At 59.2% G+C, this 17,721-nt stretch carries 14 protein-coding genes and 1 pseudogene; 6 read left to right on the top strand and 9 right to left on the bottom strand.

Annotated features, from left to right (window positions below; translation table 11 throughout):
• Positions 1-86 precede the first annotated feature (86 nt).
• Both TU86_RS23660 and TU86_RS23655 read left to right on the top strand, forming a co-directional pair.
• Positions 87-926, top strand: a pseudogene (locus TU86_RS23660) (MCP four helix bundle domain-containing protein); the annotation flags it as partial.
• The gene (locus TU86_RS23655; RefSeq protein ID WP_420876365.1) at positions 909-1,781 is read left to right on the top strand and encodes a methyl-accepting chemotaxis protein; all 873 of its coding nucleotides are present in this window, start codon (positions 909-911) and stop codon (positions 1,779-1,781) included. The pseudogene TU86_RS23660 and the gene TU86_RS23655, both read left to right, overlap by 18 nt.
• Positions 1,782-1,835: 54 nt before the next feature.
• Here TU86_RS23655 and gbcB read toward each other — a convergent pair whose 3' ends face one another.
• A complete protein-coding gene (gene gbcB / locus TU86_RS10235; protein ID WP_048364170.1) occupies positions 1,836-2,936 on the bottom strand; it encodes a glycine-betaine demethylase subunit GbcB in 1,101 nt (366 codons plus the stop codon).
• 269 nt (positions 2,937-3,205) lie between these two features.
• Between gbcB and gbcA the strand changes: the two genes are divergently transcribed.
• Positions 3,206-4,498 carry a glycine-betaine demethylase subunit GbcA gene (gbcA, locus tag TU86_RS10230; RefSeq protein WP_048364169.1) on the top strand — a complete coding sequence of 431 codons (1,293 nt, stop codon included), beginning with the start codon at positions 3,206-3,208 and terminating at the stop codon, positions 4,496-4,498.
• Positions 4,499-4,947: 449 nt separating this feature from the next.
• On the opposite strand, the gene etfB is transcribed toward gbcA, so the two are convergent.
• The 6 genes from etfB to TU86_RS10200 all read right to left on the bottom strand — a co-directional run bounded on the left by etfB (position 4,948) and on the right by TU86_RS10200 (position 12,789).
• Complete coding sequence (gene etfB / locus TU86_RS10225; RefSeq protein ID WP_048364168.1) at positions 4,948-5,718, bottom strand: electron transfer flavoprotein subunit beta; 771 nt, start codon at positions 5,716-5,718, stop codon at positions 4,948-4,950.
• A gap of 73 nt (positions 5,719-5,791) precedes the next feature.
• Positions 5,792-7,003, bottom strand: a complete 1,212-nt coding sequence (gene etfA, locus TU86_RS10220; protein ID WP_048364167.1) for an electron transfer flavoprotein subunit alpha — start codon at positions 7,001-7,003, stop codon at positions 5,792-5,794.
• Complete coding sequence (dgcB, locus tag TU86_RS10215) at positions 7,000-8,943, bottom strand: dimethylglycine demethylation protein DgcB (protein ID WP_048364166.1); 1,944 nt, start codon at positions 8,941-8,943, stop codon at positions 7,000-7,002. Before dgcB ends, etfA begins: the two co-directional genes overlap by 4 nt.
• A 199-nt stretch (positions 8,944-9,142) precedes the next feature.
• Positions 9,143-11,203, bottom strand: a complete 2,061-nt coding sequence (gene dgcA / locus TU86_RS10210) for a dimethylglycine demethylation protein DgcA (RefSeq protein ID WP_048364165.1) — start codon at positions 11,201-11,203, stop codon at positions 9,143-9,145.
• Between the two features lie 15 nt (positions 11,204-11,218).
• Positions 11,219-11,749, bottom strand: a complete 531-nt coding sequence (locus tag TU86_RS10205) for a DUF5943 domain-containing protein (RefSeq protein WP_048364164.1) — start codon at positions 11,747-11,749, stop codon at positions 11,219-11,221.
• A 62-nt stretch (positions 11,750-11,811) separates the two neighbouring features.
• Positions 11,812-12,789, bottom strand: coding sequence for a dipeptidase (locus TU86_RS10200; RefSeq protein ID WP_048364163.1), 978 nt, complete (start codon positions 12,787-12,789; stop codon positions 11,812-11,814).
• A 223-nt stretch (positions 12,790-13,012) separates the two neighbouring features.
• On the opposite strand from TU86_RS10200, the gene TU86_RS10195 reads away from it, so the two are divergent.
• Together TU86_RS10195 and TU86_RS10190 are read left to right on the top strand one after the other, a co-directional pair.
• Positions 13,013-13,414 (top strand): lysozyme inhibitor LprI family protein, encoded by a 402-nt coding sequence (locus TU86_RS10195; RefSeq protein WP_048364162.1) that lies wholly within the window; start codon positions 13,013-13,015, stop codon positions 13,412-13,414.
• 59 nt (positions 13,415-13,473) lie between these two features.
• Entirely contained in the window at positions 13,474-13,893 is a 420-nt protein-coding gene (locus tag TU86_RS10190; RefSeq protein WP_048364161.1) for a DUF3010 family protein, read from the top strand.
• On the opposite strand, the gene TU86_RS10185 is transcribed toward TU86_RS10190, so the two are convergent.
• Positions 13,879-14,886, bottom strand: coding sequence for a hypothetical protein (locus TU86_RS10185; RefSeq protein WP_048364160.1), 1,008 nt, complete (start codon positions 14,884-14,886; stop codon positions 13,879-13,881). The two genes, TU86_RS10190 and TU86_RS10185, sit on opposite strands and share 15 nt — an antisense overlap.
• Before the next feature lie 163 nt (positions 14,887-15,049).
• Complete coding sequence (gbdR, locus tag TU86_RS10180) at positions 15,050-16,153, bottom strand: choline metabolism transcriptional regulator GbdR (RefSeq protein WP_048364159.1); 1,104 nt, start codon at positions 16,151-16,153, stop codon at positions 15,050-15,052.
• Between the two features lie 593 nt (positions 16,154-16,746).
• Between gbdR and TU86_RS10175 the strand changes: the two genes are divergently transcribed.
• Entirely contained in the window at positions 16,747-17,694 is a 948-nt protein-coding gene (locus tag TU86_RS10175; protein WP_048364158.1) for a choline ABC transporter substrate-binding protein, read from the top strand.
• Positions 17,695-17,721 lie beyond the last annotated feature (27 nt).

Here is a 17,721-nt window from a genome sequence, read left to right as displayed (position 1 = left end):
TGTGCTTTGTGAACTAGGTTCCCGCCCCCGGTCGCCCAAGGTCTGTGTGCGACAAAATCGCACATGGCATTCAAGACTTTAGTCTTATGACCGATAGGTCATATACACCCCGCATTGACGCCGCACGGATTGCGCCTCTTCCCCCAGGAAACATCATGTCTTTACGCAATATGAATATCGCCCCGCGCGCCTTTTTAGGGTTTGCGTTGATCGGCACACTGATGCTGATTCTGGGTGCAGGCGCACTCCTTCAAATGAGCCAAATCCGTTCTGCCGCCGAAGAGATCAGCACCAGCAGCGTGCCGAGCATTCAAAACCTGGACGAGTTCACTCAACTGGCCCTGCGCCTGCGGGTGTTGTCGTACCGCTTGCTGATTAACCGTGAGCCGGAAGTTCAGCAAAAAACCATGGAGTTGCTGGACCAGCGCAATCAGCAAATCCGCGATGCCCAGAATGAGTACGAAAAGTACATCAGCGGTCCTGATGAACAGGCGGTATACGACCACTACCAGACGCTGATGAGCCAGTACCGCCAACTGGAAGACCGCATGCGCAGCTTGTCGCGCAACGGCGAAGTCGACAAATTGCGTGATTTGCTCAACACCGACCTGTTGAACAACTCCGAAGCTATCAACAAAGAACTCAACGACCTGATGCGCATCAATGGTCAGCAGATCAGCGATGCCAATCAACACGCCAGCGACATGTACGCAGCGGCCATCAAACTGGTGGTATTCCTGCTGCTCCTGGCCACCGCTCTGACCGTTCTGTGCGCGTTGCTGCTGACCCGCAGCATCACGCAACCTATCGCCCAGGCGCTGGAAGCTGCCGAAGCCATTGCTGAAGGCAACCTCACGCGGCCGATTAAAGTGGACGGCAGCGATGAAGCCGGGCGCTTGCTGCAAGCGATGGCCAAGATGCAAAGTAAGCTGCGCGACACTTTGCAGCGTATTTCGGGCTCGGCCACTCAACTGGCCTCGGCGGCGGAAGAGCTGAACTGCGTGACCGAAGAAAGCGCCAAAGGGCTGACCCAGCAAAACAACGAAATCGAACAGGCCGCCACCGCCGTCAACGAAATGACCAGCGCCGTGGAAGAAGTCGCGCGTAATGCCGTCAGCACCTCCGAAGCCTCGAAAAGTGCAACGGCGTCTGCCGGTGATGGTCGCGACCTGGTACTGGAAACCGTCAGCGCCATCGAACGCATGAGCGGCGATGTGCAAAGCACTGCCACCTTGATTGGTAACCTGGCGGCCGAGTCGCGGGACATCGGCAAAGTGCTGGATGTGATTCGCGGCCTGGCCGACCAAACCAACCTGCTGGCCCTGAACGCAGCCATCGAAGCCGCACGCGCTGGTGAAGCGGGCCGTGGTTTTGCCGTGGTTGCAGACGAAGTACGCGCCCTGGCCCATCGTACTCAGCAGTCGACCAGCGAGATTGAACGCATGATCGGTAGCATTCAGGGCGGCACCGAACATGCCGTGGACTCGATGCGCAACAGCACTGAGCGCGCTGAATCGACATTGAACATCGCCAAAGGCGCCGGGTTGGCGCTGGAGACCATCAACACCGCGATTGTGGAAATCAACGAGCGCAACCTGGTGATCGCCAGCGCGGCCGAAGAGCAGGCGCAAGTGGCACGCGAAGTGGACCGCAACCTGGTCAACATCCGCGACTTGTCTGTGCAATCGGCGACCGGTGCCAGCCAGACCAGCTCCGCCAGCAATGAGCTGTCGCGTTTGGCCGTTGACCTGAACAGCATGGTTTCGCGGTTCAGCCTGTAAGGCCAAAGCCCCTCACCCTCACCCTCCGGGAGAGGGTGAGGGCAAACAGGCGCCCTAAAACTCAATCCGCACGTCGCCCTTGGGCACGCTGCAACACGACAAAATGTAGCCCTCTGCCACGTCCTCATCGGTTATCCCGCCGTTGTGCTCCATGTCCACCTCCCCCCCCAGCTTCAACACTTTGCAGGTCCCGCAGATGCCCATGCCGCAGGCTTTGGGAATCATCAGCCCCAGTTTGGCCGCCGCTGCATGCACGGTTTCTGCGGGGCCCACGCGAATGCTTTTGCCTGACGCCGTGAACTCCACCTGGTTCAAGTCCGCCACATCCAGCTGCGGCGCATCGGCGGCTTGTTCGGCTTGCTCCACGGCATCGGCCCGCACTTCAGGGGGTGTCGCGCCAAACGATTCTTCGTGGTAACGGCTCATGTCGAAACCATTGGCTTGGAGCAGGCGCTTGACCGCGCTCATGTACGGCGTCGGCCCGCAACAAAACACCTCGCGCTCAAGAAAGTCGGGCGCCATCAGCTCCAGCATTTTGTGATTCAAATAGCCGCGATAGCCCGCCCACGGCTCGCCCAGCCCGTGCTTTTCGCAGATCAAGTGCAGGCTGAAGTTATCGATGCGTGAAGCCATGTGCTCCAGTTCACGGTGGTAAATGATGTCTTTGGGCGAGCGGGCACTGTGGATAAACACCATGTCGACATTGGCGTTGGTGTCGTAAAACCAGCGCGCCATCGACATCACGGGGGTAATGCCCACACCACCGCTGAGGTACAACACTTTGGGGCTGGGGGCGTCGATGGCATTGAACAGCCCGACCGGGCCGTGCACCGCCACCTCCTGACCTTCGGCCAAGGTGTCATGCAACCAGTTCGACACGCGCCCGCCCGGCACGCGCTTGATGGTCACCGAAAAACTGTACGGCACCGATGGCGCGCTGGAGATGGTGTACGAGCGCATCACTTGTTCGCCGTCGATCTCAAGTTCCAGGGTCACAAACTGCCCCGGTTTGAAAAAGAACAGGATCGGCTGCTCGGCCATAAAGCAGAAGGTGCGCACATCCCAGGTTTCCTGAATCACTTTCACGCAGCGAACGGTGTGGCGGCCGTTGGCCCACGTCTGGGTGGTAACCGGGTTCAGAAAGCTATTGGACATGCGCTTCTCCACGGCCGACTGCCAGCCTCTTATGGGCGATTCTGCGCACGGGCCGGGGCGGGCATTTATCTATTCACGACATTCACATGCTTATCGCGACCAGCCCCTGAAAACAGGCGCTCAAGCGTCGGGAACAGATGGGGCCATGTCGCCCGCAGATATGGCCTCGCAGCACTTGGAACGCACACTCAGCGTCAATGGCTTTACCTTGCGTCGCACCCTTGATCAGCCACTTGAAGGCCGCACCCCATGGCCATGAGGACTACACGATGGACGTCACCGCAACCTTGAGCCTGGGCGATCCACTGGAACCTGCACGCAAGGCCACCGCCCAGATGTTGCAGAACCGCGAGCGCACCTTTTCGTTGCCACAGCCGTTCTACAACGACGAACGGCTGTTCGCCATCGACATGCAGGAAATCTTCCAGAAGGAGTGGCTGATTGCAGGCATGACCTGTGAGATACCGACCAAGGGCAACTTCATGACCCTGCAAGTGGGCAACAACCCGATCATCGTCATTCGCGGGGCAGAGGGGCAGGTGCATGCGTTTCATAACGTCTGTCGCCATCGCGGCTCGCGGCTTTGCACCACGGTCAAAGGCAAAGTCGCCAAACTGGTGTGCCATTACCACCAGTGGACCTATGAACTGGACGGGCGACTGTTGTTCGCGGGCACTGAAATGGGCGCAGGCTTTGACATGGCGCAGTACGGCCTCAAACCGGTGAACGTTAAAACCGCTGGCGGCTACGTGTTTATCAGCCTGGCCGAGCACCCACCGGCCATCGACGAGTTCCTCGCCACACTGAACCACTACATGGAACCCTACGACATGGAAAACACCAAGGTGGCAATCCAGACCACCCTGGTGGAGAAAGCCAATTGGAAACTGGTGCTGGAAAACAACCGCGAGTGCTACCACTGCAACGCCTCGCACCCCGAGCTGTTGAAAACGTTGCTGGAGTGGGATGACGTCACCGACCCGCGTGCCGATCAGGCGTTCAAGGACCACGTTGCCGCCAGCGCGGCGGCGTGGGACGCCGAAAAAATCCCTTACGCGCACGCCAGTTTCGGCCTGCGCAACCGCATCGTGCGCATGCCGTTGCTCAAGGGCACCGTGTCGATGACCCTGGATGGCAAACAGGGCTGTGCAAAACTCATGGGGCGGATCAAAAACCCGGACCTGGGTTCGATGCGCATCCTGCACCTGCCGCACTCGTGGAACCACTGCATGGGCGACCACATCATCGTCTTCACGGTGTGGCCGATCAGCGCACAAGAAACGCTGGTGAGCACCAAATGGCTGGTGCACAAAGACGCGGTAGAAGGCGTGGATTACGACGTGGAGCGCATGCGCAAGGTATGGGACGCCACCAACGATCAAGACCGTCGACTGGCCGAAGAAAACCAGCGCGGCATCAACTCCAGCGCCTACCAGCCGGGTCCGTACTCCACCACCTATGAATTCGGCGTGGTCAATTTTGTGGATTGGTACAGCGAAAGGTTGCTCAATAATTTGGGGGCAGCGCCTGCGCCCTACCTCAAAGGGGTGGTCGCGCAGTAGTGCGGACCTCACCCTGAGCGCCCCTGATCATTTTTTAACCAAAACCGTACAGAGCACGCAGTGAGTGGCCCGCAGCCACTCACGAACACGTTATCCACAGGCACACCCACAGCAATTGTGGGGAAGTGGATAAATCATCCCTGAAACGTCAATTGGTTGTTTTTCATACAACGAAGCCAAAGCCACGTTCTACATGGCCTGTAGCCAACCGCGAACATGTTATCCACATATCCGCCAACAGAGAATGTGTGCAACTTATTCACCGGACCTTCGTGCTGTGGAAAAGCGGCGCAAAGCACTGGATTTCAAGGCTTTAGTGACGCATCAGTGGATAACCACAGCATTTGATCGTTTTTTAGCCAAAAGCTTGAAAGGCCCGTTTTATATAGCGCTTAGCCGACAACGAACATGTTATCCACATAAGCGCTAACAGACTTTGTGGGCAACTCTCAGCGCAGCACACCCTCTTCAATCAGCAGGTTCAAAATAGCCTGTGCACTGTCTTCGGCGCAGATCCCTTGCAGCACCTGCCCTTGCCCGCTTGTCGCCTTGGCGGTAGCGGCTTTCATGCGCTCGGCGCCGCTTTTAGCTTTGATCACCTTGAGGCGCTTGGGCCTAGGTTTTGCCGGTTGCAAAACGGGCGATGTGGATAAGTCCCCGTCCGTTACCTCAACCGCCTGAGCGTCGACCGATCCGCGAATCGCAGGGCCATACGCGCTTTGCCGTGCTTTGGGGGCCGCGTTATCCACAGTGGCCATGAACGGCAGGCGCACACAAAGCCGACGACGCTGGCCACGGGGCAACGCTTGCAGCACATGGGCCATGCCGTTGTGCACAGATTCAATTTGCGCCACGCCCACCAGGAGCGGCCAGCCCAGTTGCTCGGCCAACAGATACGGGAGCATGCCCGAGCCTTCACCGGTTTCGGCCTGGCTACCGGTCAGCACCAGTTGCACGCCGGCTTCGCGCAGGTATTCGCGCAAAACCGGCAACGCATCGGCGCCAGCGGGCTGTTCAAGGACGTGAAGCTCGTCCAGGCCCATGCCCAGATAGGCGCGCAAAGCCGGTTCCTGAGGGTTGCCTGCATGCAGCACATGCAGGTTATCCCCAGCCAGTTGCAGGCCCATTTCGACCGCACGGGCATCTTGTTCAGCCCGCCGGGGGCGACCCGAGGCAGGGTGGACACCGATTGAAACCAATACCACGGTGGGAATGCTCATCCACTCTTCTCCCAATCAAAAGCCCCTCACCCCAACCCTCTCCCACCGGGATGGCGTTGGGGTGAGGGCGTCATTAAGCTGCATCACGTTTAACACCCCGGCGCCACTTATCCACAGCCGCAATCAAGGCTTCAAGAACCGCCGTACTGTCGCCCACCACCGACAAGTCCGCGCGCTTCACCATGTCGCAGGCTGGGTCTAAATTGATCGCCACCACCTTGTCGCACGCAGCAATCCCTTGCAGGTGCTGGATTGCGCCACTGATACCGACCGCCACGTAAACTCGCGCCGTGACCCACGTACCACTGGCGCCCACCTGCCGCTCACGGCCCATAAAGCCGTCGTCCACCGCCACACGCGAGGCGCCTTCTGTTGCGCCCAACGCGAGCGCCGCTCTGTGGAAAAGCCCCCAGTCTTTCACCCCGTTGCCGCCGCTGAGGATAAAAGGCGCCTCGGCCATCACAATCGCGGACGGGTCGACCTCGACAGCGCCCATGTCTTCAATCCGCGGCAGGCACGTGGTAACGGCTGTGGATAACTCAACCGCTTGCACCTCATGCCGGGTTTCGCTCACAGGCTCGGCGCATTCAGCCGCGGCCAGAATCAGCCGGGGAAGCGCTTGCTCCACGTCGTGCAAGCCCGCACCCGCACGCCCGACGCAGCGACCCTCGCGGATTTGCCATACCCGTGTAGCAGGCCGCTCGCCGACACAGGCGGCAAAACGTCGACCGCGCTCGGCACCCGCGTCCCGGCTGTCGGGGAACAACCAATGGCGCGGAGCAAATTGGTTATCCACAGCCCGTAGGGCCAGCATCTGGCGCTCCGGTGCATAACCGTGGTGGTCGAGCACCAACACGCGGTCAACCCCCGCCGTACTCAGCGTCGTGTCTTTGTGTTCACCCAACACCACCGCCAACACCGCGCCCTCGCTGCCCGCCAACTGGTGCGCCAACCCGAGCACATCGCGGTCATGGCGGCTCAAACGACCGCCCACCATGTCCGGCACCACAGCGATGTAGAACGCAGGCGACGCCACCTGATGCAGCGGCAATTGCACCTCAGCCCGGGCTGTGCGCCCACGGGCGCCCCCTTGCTGCGCACCGCTGCGATCAATGCGTTTAAGGCCATTGGGGCCAATGAAACCGACACCGTGCACGTTTTTACGCAGAACACCGCCCGGCCCCAGCCAACGCTGCAAAACGGGCTGCACGGCGGCATGCAGTGGGTGCAGGCGGTTGCGGGCAATCCACTCGGCACGCGGATCGCGGCGGATCAAGTCACTCATGCGATCACCTCAGGCGCTGCTCTTTTCAACGGTTTGAGACGGTTGGGTGCGTCAATCAAGGCATCCGCCACCAGCTCCGCGAGGTCTTTGACCAACGGCCGGGGTTCAACCACACCTTCAAGCATGGCGGTGCATTGCGGACATCCGACAGCCACCCGCTCAGCGCCGGTTTCGCGGATGTCAGCCATGCGCATGTCAGGGATACGTTGCTTGCCGGGGATGTCGGTAATCGGCGCACCGCCACCGCCGCCGCAACAACGGGAGCGCAACCCCGAGCGCTGCATCTCGATGACCTCAAGCCCCAAGGCGCGCAGCACCGACCGCGGCGCGTCATATTCGCCGTTGTAACGGCCCAGATAACACGGGTCGTGGTAGGTGACGCGGCCCCCGCTATCGGGCGCGAGGGTGAGTAATCCGGCCTCAATCAACTCGGCCATACAGGTGCTGTGATGCTGCACCCGGTAGTCACCGCCAAAGGCTGTGTATTCGTTTTTCAACACATGCAAGCTGTGCGGGTCGCAGGTGACGATGCGTGTAAAGGTGTACTGCGCCAGCGTCTGAATGTTGCGCCTGGCCAGGGCCTGGAACGTTGCCTCATCACCCAGGCGTCGGGCCACATCGCCCGTGTCGCGCTCCTCCAGCCCCAGCACGGCAAAATCGACCCCGGCCGCTTGCAGCACTTTGACGAAGGCGCGCAGGGTGCGTTGGTTGCGCATATCGAACGCGCCATCGCCGACCCAAAACAATACGTCCACCGACAGCTTGTCGCGCATCAGGTCCAGGTTCAGGTCGGCCGCCCAGTGCATGCGTCCACCGGGGGCGAAACCGCCGGGGTTGTCGGTGGCGATCAGGTTGTCCAGCACCTGCGCGCCGGTGTTGGGCGTCGCGCCTTTTTCCAACGTGAGGAAGCGGCGCATGTCGACGATGGCGTCAACGTGTTCAATCATCATCGGGCATTCTTCGACACAGGCACGGCAGGTGGTACAGGCCCATAACGTATCAGCGTCAACCAGGCCATTGACGATGGGTTGATGCGCGTTGCCGCCATGTTCGCCAAGCGGTTTGCCGGGGTAAGGGCTGCCCGCGAAGTGCGCATCAGTACCGCCTGCAAGCCCGACCACCATGTCCTGAATCAGTTTCTTCGGGTTTAACGGCTGGCCCGCCGCAAAGGCCGGGCACGCGGCTTCGCACTTGCCGCATTGCACGCAAGCGTCAAACCCCAGCAGTTGGTTCCAGGTGAAGTCTTTGGGTTTTTCCACCCCCAGTGGCGCGCTGCGATCACTCAGGTCCAGCGCTTTCAGACCGGTGGAACGCCCGCCGCCAAAGCGTTCGGGGCGGCGGTGCCAAGCCAGATGCAGCGCCCCTGCAAACGCGTGTTTCATGGGACCGCCCCACGTCATGCCGAAAAACAACTCAGCCACACCCCAGGCCACGCCGGCGCTTAACAGCGTGGCCAGCAGCCAGCCGCCAGTACCTTGCGGTAGCAGGCCTGCCACGGGCAGGGTCAGCATGAAAAAACTGGCGGCGAACACCATCAGACTTTTGGGCAGGCGCATCCACGGGCCTTTTGACAGACGGCTGGGCGGGTTCACACGCCGCATGAACACGCACACGGCCCCGATAAACATCAGCAGCGTGGCGCACAGCAAGGCATAGCCAAGGATGCGCTGATGCACCCCCAGCCCGTGGACCAAAATCGCCAGCAGGGCGGCCAGGACAAAGCCGCCAGCGGTGGCGACATGGGTGTTGGCCATGTATTTATCGCGCGCGACGACGTGGTGCAGGTCGACCGTGTAGCGGCGGGGCATGGCCAGCAGGCCGCCGAGCAGGTCAACCTTGGCAGGGCGGCCCTGGCGCCACAGGCGCAGGCGGCGAAAGGCGCCGATGAAGGCCAGCCCCAGCGCGGCGAAGATCAGGACGGGAAGCAGAACGTTCAGCATGGGAAGCTCCCGACAACAATGATTGTGAACACATACCCCTCACCCCAGCCCTCTCCCGGAGGGAGAGGGGGCTAAGTGCGGTGGCCTTGAGCACGCACTCGGCCCCCCCTCACCCACTGGTCAGACGAAGAAGCCGAATGACGGCACATCAATCCCCTCTCCCTTCGGGAGAGGGCTAGGGTGAGGACCGGGGTTCACCTCAAAAGTCCTTGCACAGCCGCAGCGCGTCATAGATCGCCGCGTGCACGTTGCGTTGCGCCACACAGTCACCGATGCGGAACAATAAATACCCATCCCCCGCCCCACTCAGGCATGGCTGCGGCTGGATCGCGAACAACGCTTCAACGTCGATCTGCCCTTTGTTACGCGAGTCAGGCTTGAGCGCGTAATACAAGGCTTCGTCCGGGCGCACGCCGTTTTCCACCACCACCTGGTCCACCACGCGTTCTTCCTTGGCCCCGGTGTATTCGTTCTCCAGCACCGCAATCAGCTTGTCGCCCTCGCGGTAGACCTTCTCCAGCATCATGTCGCCGGTCATGATCACGTCTTTGGGGTACAGGCTGCGGTAGTACGTGGGGAAAGACGTGCCGCCAATTGCCACGCCCGGCTTGGTGTCGTCGGTGACAATTTCGACCTGTGCGCCTTTGTCGGCCATGAAGTCCGCCACCGACATGCCGGTAAACTCGCAAATGGTGTCGTACACCAGCACGTTTTTACCGGGCGCAACCTTGCCGTCGAGCACGTCCCAACTGCTGACCACCAACCCCTGCGCTGCGCCCCAGTGTTCGTTTTGTTCGAGATAGGCATGCCCACCCACCGCCAGCACCACGATGTCAGGCCGCAAGTCGAGAATCGTGGCCGTATCGGCCGCCACGCCCACACGTAAATCAACCTTCAGGCGCGCCAGCTCCAACTGAAACCAGCGGGTGATACCGGCCATCTGGTCACGCTGCGGGGCTTTGGCTGCCAGGCTGATTTGCCCGCCAATAGCCTCACGCTTCTCGAACAGGGTGACGTCATGCCCGCGCTCGGCCGCGACTCGCGCCGCTTCCATGCCTGCAGGGCCTGCGCCCACGACCACCACTTTGCGCGTTGGCCCAATGGACTTCTGAATCAGGTGCGGCACACCCATGTATTCGCGCGAGGTGGCAGCGTTTTGGATGCACAACACGTCCAGCCCCTGATATTGACGGTCGATGCAGTAATTGGCGCCCACGCATTGTTTGATCTGATCGACCTGGCCCATTTTGATTTTCGCGATCAAATGCGGGTCGGCAATGTGCGCGCGGGTCATGCCCACCATGTCCACGTACCCGCCCTCAAGAATGCGCGTGGCTTGCGTCGGGTCTTTGATGTTTTGCGCGTGCAACACCGGCGCCTTGACCACCTCTTTAATACCGGCCGCCAAGTGCAGAAACGGCTCCGGCGGGTAGCTCATGTTCGGGATCACGTTGGCCAGTGTGTTATGGGTGTCGCACCCCGAGCCGACCACGCCAATGAAGTCGAGCATGCCGGTGTCGTCGTAGTACTTGGCGATCTGCTTCATGTCTTCGTGGCTCAAGCCATCGGGGTGAAATTCGTCACCACACAGGCGAATGCCCACGCAGAAGTCCGGGCCGACCTGCGCGCGCACCGCTTTAAGCACTTCGAGGCCAAAACGCATGCGGTTTTCAAAACTGCCGCCCCACTCATCCGTGCGCTTGTTAACCCGTGGGCTCCAGAACTGGTCGATCATGTGCTGATGCACCGCCGACAGTTCCACCCCGTCCAGCCCCCCCGCCTTGGCCCGGCCTGCGGCGCTGGCGTAGTTGCCGATGATGCGCCAGATCTCTTCAGGCTCGATGGTTTTGCAAGTGGCGCGGTGCACCGGCTCGCGTACGCCCGAGGGCGACATCAAGGTGGGCCAGTTGAACCCGTCCCAACGTGAGCGACGCCCCATGTGGGTAATTTGGATCATGATTTTGGCGCCGTGCTTGTGCATCGCATCGGCCAGGTTCTGAAAATGCGGGATGATGCGGTCGGTGCTGAGGTTGACCGAACTCCACCACTCTTGCGGGCTGTCGATGGCCACCACGGATGAGCCGCCACAGATCGCCAGGCCAATGCCGCCTTTGGCCTTTTCTTCGTAATACCGCACGTAGCGCTCGGTGGTCATGCCACCGTCGGTGGCATACACCTCGGCGTGGGCCGTACTGAGCACACGGTTGCGGATGGTCAACTTGCCGATTTGGATCGGCTCAAACATCGCTTCGAACGCCATATCCCGCTCCTCGTTTTACAACGGCTTGACGCTAAACAGGCCGTGCTCGTGGCCCTCTTCCGATGCGCTATACACTTGCTGCGCCACGGTGCGGATTTGACTGCCGCGCGCGCTCAAAATCTGATCGATAGCCCCCGCGAACCAGCCCGTGAACATGTAGTCGACCTTGCGCCCGACCTTGCCGTACACGTAGACAAAACAGGAGTGTTCGAGCTTGACCGTGGCCGTACCGGCGTCCAGGTCAATGTCCTGAATGTGAAACAGGCCCCAGCCACGTTGCGACAGACGTTTCATGTAGTGCTCGAACACCGCGACCCCTTCAAGAGCGTGGCATTCGGCTTCTTTTTCGCACCAGTGCCAAGCCGATTTGTAGCCCGCTTTGTAGAGGATGTCGGCGTAGGCCTGCGCGCCGATTACGGCTTCAATGCCCATATGGTTGTTGACGAAAAAATGCCGCGGCACATACAGCATCGGTAACGCGTCAGAGGTCCAGACGCCGGTTTCACTGTCGACTTCGATGGGCAATTGCGGGGCGATTGTTGCCATTGGGCATACCTCTAAAAAATGAGTCACTGCGTAGTCGCTGCGAAAGGCTGCGGGCCGTACCGCTACTCGCCCCACACGTCTTTGAGCACGTTGACCCAGTTTTCACCCATGATTTTGCGCACCACGCGTTCGCTGTGGCCGCGTTTGAGCAACGTCTCAGTGAGGTTGGGGAACTCACCCACGGTGCGAATGCCCAGCGGGTTGATGATCGTGCCGAAGCGGGTCAGACGCCGTGCATAGCCTTTGTCGTGGGTCAGCATGTCGAAGAACGCCTGACCGTGGCCCTGGGTGAAGTCGGTGCCAATGCCGATGGCGTCTTCGCCCACCAGGTTCATGGTGTATTCGATGGCCTCGGCGTAGTCGTCAATGGTGGCGTCAATGCCTTTGGCCAGAAACGGCGCGAACATAGTCACGCCCACAAAGCCGCCATGCTCGGCGATGAATCTAAGCTCGGCGTCGGATTTATTGCGCGGGTGCTCTTTGAGGCCCGAGGGCAGACAGTGCGAATAACAGACCGGTTTTTTCGACGTCAAAATGACTTCTTCGGAAGTTTTAGCGCCTACGTGGGACAGGTCGCACATGATCCCCACACGGTTCATTTCAGCCACTACTTCGTGGCCAAACCCCGACAACCCGCCATCACGCTCGTAACAGCCGGTGCCCACCAGGTTTTGCGTGTTGTAGCACAGCTGCACCACCCCCACGCCAAGCTGCTTGAAGATGTCGATGTAGCCCAACTGGTCCTCGAATGCATGGGCATTTTGAAAGCCCAGGATGATCCCCGTCTTGCCCTGCTTCTTGGCGCGGCGAATGTCTGCCGTGGTCTTGACCGGGAGCACCAGGTCACTGTTTTCACGCATCAGGGTTTGGCTGGCGACGATGTTATTGATGGTGGCCTGGAACCCCTCCCACACCGACACCGTGCAGTTGGCCGCCGTGAGGCCGCCCTTGCGCATGTCTTCGAACAGTTCGCGGTTCCATTTGGCAATGATCAGCCCGTCGATAACGATGCTGTCGGCGTGCAACTCGGCTGGGCTCATCAGGCGTCCCCTTATGGCGAATGCTGCGCCGAATCGTCTGCCGGCGCTTTGGGCCAGCATAGGCTTGGGGTTAAAAGCAGCCGGGTGCAAAAGCGACAGCGCGATTGCAGAAAGCGTCAAGCACAGTCAAAGCGCTCAGCAGGTAGGCAATTGGCCGATGTTGCGTGGCTTTTGACGCACGCTTAAGCCAGAATCCGTCCCAACTCTGGATTAGGAAGCCGCAATGAAATCGATTCTCCTGGCCTTGGCGTTGATCACAAGCGGCGCATACGCGGCCGATGATGCCGACTTCAACCCGTGTGATGCCGTCGAAAACGACCAGCAAACCCTCGCGTGTTCGGTGTACAGCCGCAACGCTGCCGAGCAGTTGTTGACTGAAAACTACGAAGCCTTGCAAGCGCGCATGACCTCGCTGTACGGCAGCAACGCGACCCAGCTCAACAACATCACCAGCAAAATCAAAACCGCCCAGTCGCTGTGGTTGCACCAGCGGGATGCCGATTGCTCGGTGGTGGTCTTCCCGGCCACAGCGGGGACAGAGGCGTTCAACATTGCGCAAAACGACTGCATTGCTGCCGTGAGCGATGACCGGTCGGAGTTTTTGGAGTCGATCGGCCAGCAATAACGTTCGCAGGCGTACTTCATTTACGCAGCATCAGCGCATTAATGACGGATTGGGGATTTATGACTATTTGCGGTATCGACATCAAAGGCAGCGAAGCCATCTTCGCCTTGGCCCGTCAAGGCCAGGCCGGCCTTGAGCACGTCACCATCAGCACCAAAAAAATCGCCCTCGACGACGATGAAGACGCCGCGAACGTCAAAGCCTTCGCCGCTCAGGTGGCAGCATTTGTCGCGGCCAATGGCATCACCCGCATCGCCATTAAAAAGCGCAGCAAAAAAGGCGAGTTCGCCGGTGGCCCTACCACGTTCAAGATCGAGGGCATCCTGCAACTGCTCGATGAATGCGAGGTGCAGTTGCTGTCACCGCAAACCCTGACGGCGCAATTCAAGAAATATGCATTCGAGCTACCGGCGTCGCTGAACAAGTATCAACATGACGCTTATAAAGCCGCGTGTGCGGCCTTGTTAAAGAAGGGCTGAATGTGCCGAGGGCAATGCGCACGCCTGGCGCTCGAACGCTGGGGGAATAGACAGGTCTTGTTCAAAGAACGCCTGCACGCTGTCGATGCTCACCGGGTGAGGATCAATCAACACAACATTCTGGCTGGAGCCAATAAAGACCACCGCATCGGCAGAAGGAATGTTGGCGCACAGATGCCGGTTATTAAAGTCCAGAATATGCGCCAATTTGTACGCGACTTCTGGCAAGCGCTCGTCACTCAGACGAGTGCCTCCCCATCCCCAATAAAACCCCATGACCAAAATCGAAAAAATAAAAAAGACTGCCGAACTCACCAAAGGCCCGGTCGGGAAATCTCCTTTGGCGACCGCCTTGAGCCACACCGCGATGATGAGGACGTGGACCAACGCCAGCAAACCAATCAAGAAAACGAACGGAGACAGGTATTTGAAAAATACAAAACCGGTCATGAACGTCAAACTCAGCGGTAATGCGGTTGAATCAACCCCGAAAACGCCATTGATAACCCCGGCGGCCTTGCCTGTAGAAAAAACCAGCAACGCTGAGGCACCGATAGACACTATGAGCTTGGTGAAGCCATACCCCCACAGCACTTTGAAAAAGGCCATTCGCTCGATCTGAATCATTAGAAAAATGAATGCCAGCAGGGTGCCCGTCAATTTGAAAGAAAAGCGTTTTTTATCCAGCCAAGCCCAGCCGCCGGCCTCTTGATTACCGAGAACAATCAGGGCTAAAGCAGCAACCCCCAATAGAATCAGCGCCCGCCAAAACTCCCCCTCTTTTTCCTCTACCTCATCCCGTGTCTTGTTCTTGGCGCCTCGCAGGTGCTCGACGATTTCAAGGACATAGGCTTTAAGGGTTTTTTGCATGACGGCAGAATCTTTCTCAGCGCCGCTGGCTAGCTCTTCATACAACGCCTCGACATGCTCTTTGGTATCGCCCGGTTTTTTGAACTGGTATTTGCGCTTGTGGCCTGATTTTTCTGAGAACACACTAATATCCTTATTTGGCGGACCGAATGTTTAGCATCCATCGACACATCACTGTTAGCCACCGCAATGTAGACGCGAGCTGGACTGTGGTGGCTTTATACGAAGGTCGAATGCAACAGGTGCCTGCACGCGAACAGGCTCGCACCCACAGAGTCGTGCCGAGTCACACCCTCACGCTGGCAAACGTTGACTCGTTGCGTGCCTGGTTCAACGCTGACATCGGCCCCGCAAGCGGACTTAACAGCACCGATTGCGCGATTGGCACCAGGCGGGTGTGTTGCGCAGTGTTGGAACCCACGCGTTCATCGCGTGGCGGTATGCCGAAATACTCGCGGTAGCATTTTGAAAAGTGTGGGGTGGACACGAACCCGCACACCGCCGCCACTTCTATAATCGACATCGGCGTTTGCTTGAGCAGTTGCCGCGCTCGTACCAGTCGCAGCTTGAGGTAGTAGCGCGACGGCGAACAGTGCAGGTATTTCTGAAACAGCCGCTCCAGCTGACGGCGCGACACGGTGACGTACACCGCCAGCTCATCGAGGTCGATGGGTTCTTCGAGGTTGGCCTCCATCAGCGCCACGATTTCCTGCAACTTGGGCTGGTTGGTGCCGAGCATGTGCTTAAGCGGCACGCGCTGATGGTCTTGCTCGTTACGAATGCGCTCGTACACAAACATTTCTGAAATGGCTGCCGACAACTCGCGGCCATGATCGCGGCTGATCAAGTGCAGCATCATGTCCAGCGGGGCTGTGCCGCCCGAGCTGGTGAAACGGCAGCGATCAAGGGTAAATAAACGCGTGCTCATCGACACCCGCGGAAAGGCTTCCTGCATCGACGCCAGGCACTCCCAGTGCACGCTGCAATCAAAGCCGTCGAGCAAACCTGCGTATGCCAGCGCCCAACTGCCGGTGCATACCGCACCCAAACGCCGGGATTGGCGCGCCTGCGTTTGCAGCCACGACACATGTTCGCGGGTGACGGTGCGTTGAATGCCGATGCCGCCGCACACCATCACCATGTCCAGCGCCGGGGCCTTATGCATGCTGGCGTCGGGGGTCACTTGCAAGCCGTCACTGGCCCACACCTGGCTGCCATCTGCACTGAGGGTGCTCCAGCGGTACAACTCGCGGCCGGACAATTGATTGGCCATGCGCAAGGGTTCTATCGCGGAAGCCAGGGAAATGAGCGTGAAATTGTCCAGCAGCAAAAAGCCGATGGATTGAGGCGCACGGTTCTGGGGTTGGGCCCCGGAGTTGAACGACGTCATCGCGGTATCTCCTCACACAATGCTGAGAATGGCCCAGGCGCAGGCTCTTGTTATTGCCCGCTTGGCTAGGGGCTTTATGATCACAACGCAAATGCCATGCCCAAACTTGAATGGCCATTCAATAAAACCTGAAAACGACGTCGCAAAGTGTCTGGGCGGGTCATGGCAAAACGCTGTTCAAAGACCCTTTAAACAGGCCGTTGGCGAGTCGCCAGGCACGGTTGAGCAAATAGGTAGCACTTGTGGGAAGCGTGTAGGAACGAAGGCAAGATGAAGTGTCACGAAAGGCACAAATGCGCCAAACAGGGTCGGCGTGCGCTTAAAAAGTGCTGGGGTTAAAGACGGCTCAGACGCATCAAAAACCGGCTATTGGCCCAGAAAATCTCCAGATACGACCTCTCCGGTATCAGATACGACCCTCCCTGTACTGGATGCGACGCCCCCTGTAGGCGTTTGATTTTGACTGTTACATGATCGGTGTCGACTCGATTGCAAGATGCTCGGTCAGCCCGTCGGCCCGGCATCGTCCAACCGCCACTGATACGTACGGTTTTACCCGCCAAAACCGCCCACCGAACTCCAGGAGTCGCCCCATGAGACATTCCCGATCAGTGTTGTTGGCTGCCCTGCTGAGTCTGCCGGTCATCGTCCAGGCAGCCGAACCCGCGCAATGCGCCACGGTTAATTTTTCGGATGTCGGCTGGACCGACATCACCGTGACCACCGCCGTGGCCAGCACCTTGCTGAACGCCTTGGGTTACAAAACCAAAACCACGATGATTTCCGTACCGGTCACCTACAAGTCGCTGGCCGATGGCAAGAACATGGACGTGTTTCTGGGCAACTGGATGCCGACCATGGAAAACGACATCAAGCCTTACCGTGAGGCTGGCACCGTCGACACCGTGCGCGCCAATCTGGAGAACGCCAAATACACCCTCGCCGTGCCCGAAGCCCTCTACAACAAGGGTTTGAAAGACTTTGCCGACCTGCCCAAATTCAAACAGGAACTGGACGGCAAAATCTACGGCATTGAGCCGGGCAACGATGGCAATCGCATGATCCAGACCATGATCGACAAGAACGCATTCGGCTTGAAAGACGCGGGCTTCAAAGTGGTGGAGTCCAGTGAGGCCGGGATGCTGTCGCAGGTGGAGCGCGCCCAGCGGCGTGGCACTGACGTGGTGTTTCTGGGCTGGGAGCCACACCCGATGAACACGCGTTTCAAGATGAAATACCTCACCGGCGGCGATGACTTCTTTGGTCCCAACTACGGGCAAGCCACCATCTACACCAACACCCGCAAAGGCTACGTCGAGCAATGCAGCAACGTGGGCCAGCTCCTGAAAAACCTGGTGTTCAGCCTGGACATGGAAAGCAGCCTGATGGGCGAGGTGCTGGACAAAAAAATCAAACCCGACGTTGCCGCCAAAGCCTGGCTTAAACAACACCCGCAGGTGCTCGACACCTGGCTGGCGGGCGTGACGACGATTGACGGCAAACCGGGTCTGGAGGCCGTGAAAGCCAGCCTCGCGCAGTAATTGCGGGCGCCGTACGGCCTCCCCGTG

The organism is Pseudomonas weihenstephanensis (assembly GCF_001043055.1).
Lineage (GTDB): Bacteria > Pseudomonadota > Gammaproteobacteria > Pseudomonadales > Pseudomonadaceae > Aquipseudomonas > Aquipseudomonas weihenstephanensis.
Note: the sequence above shows the minus strand (reverse complement) of the source record. Positions and strands in the feature narration are given on the sequence as shown.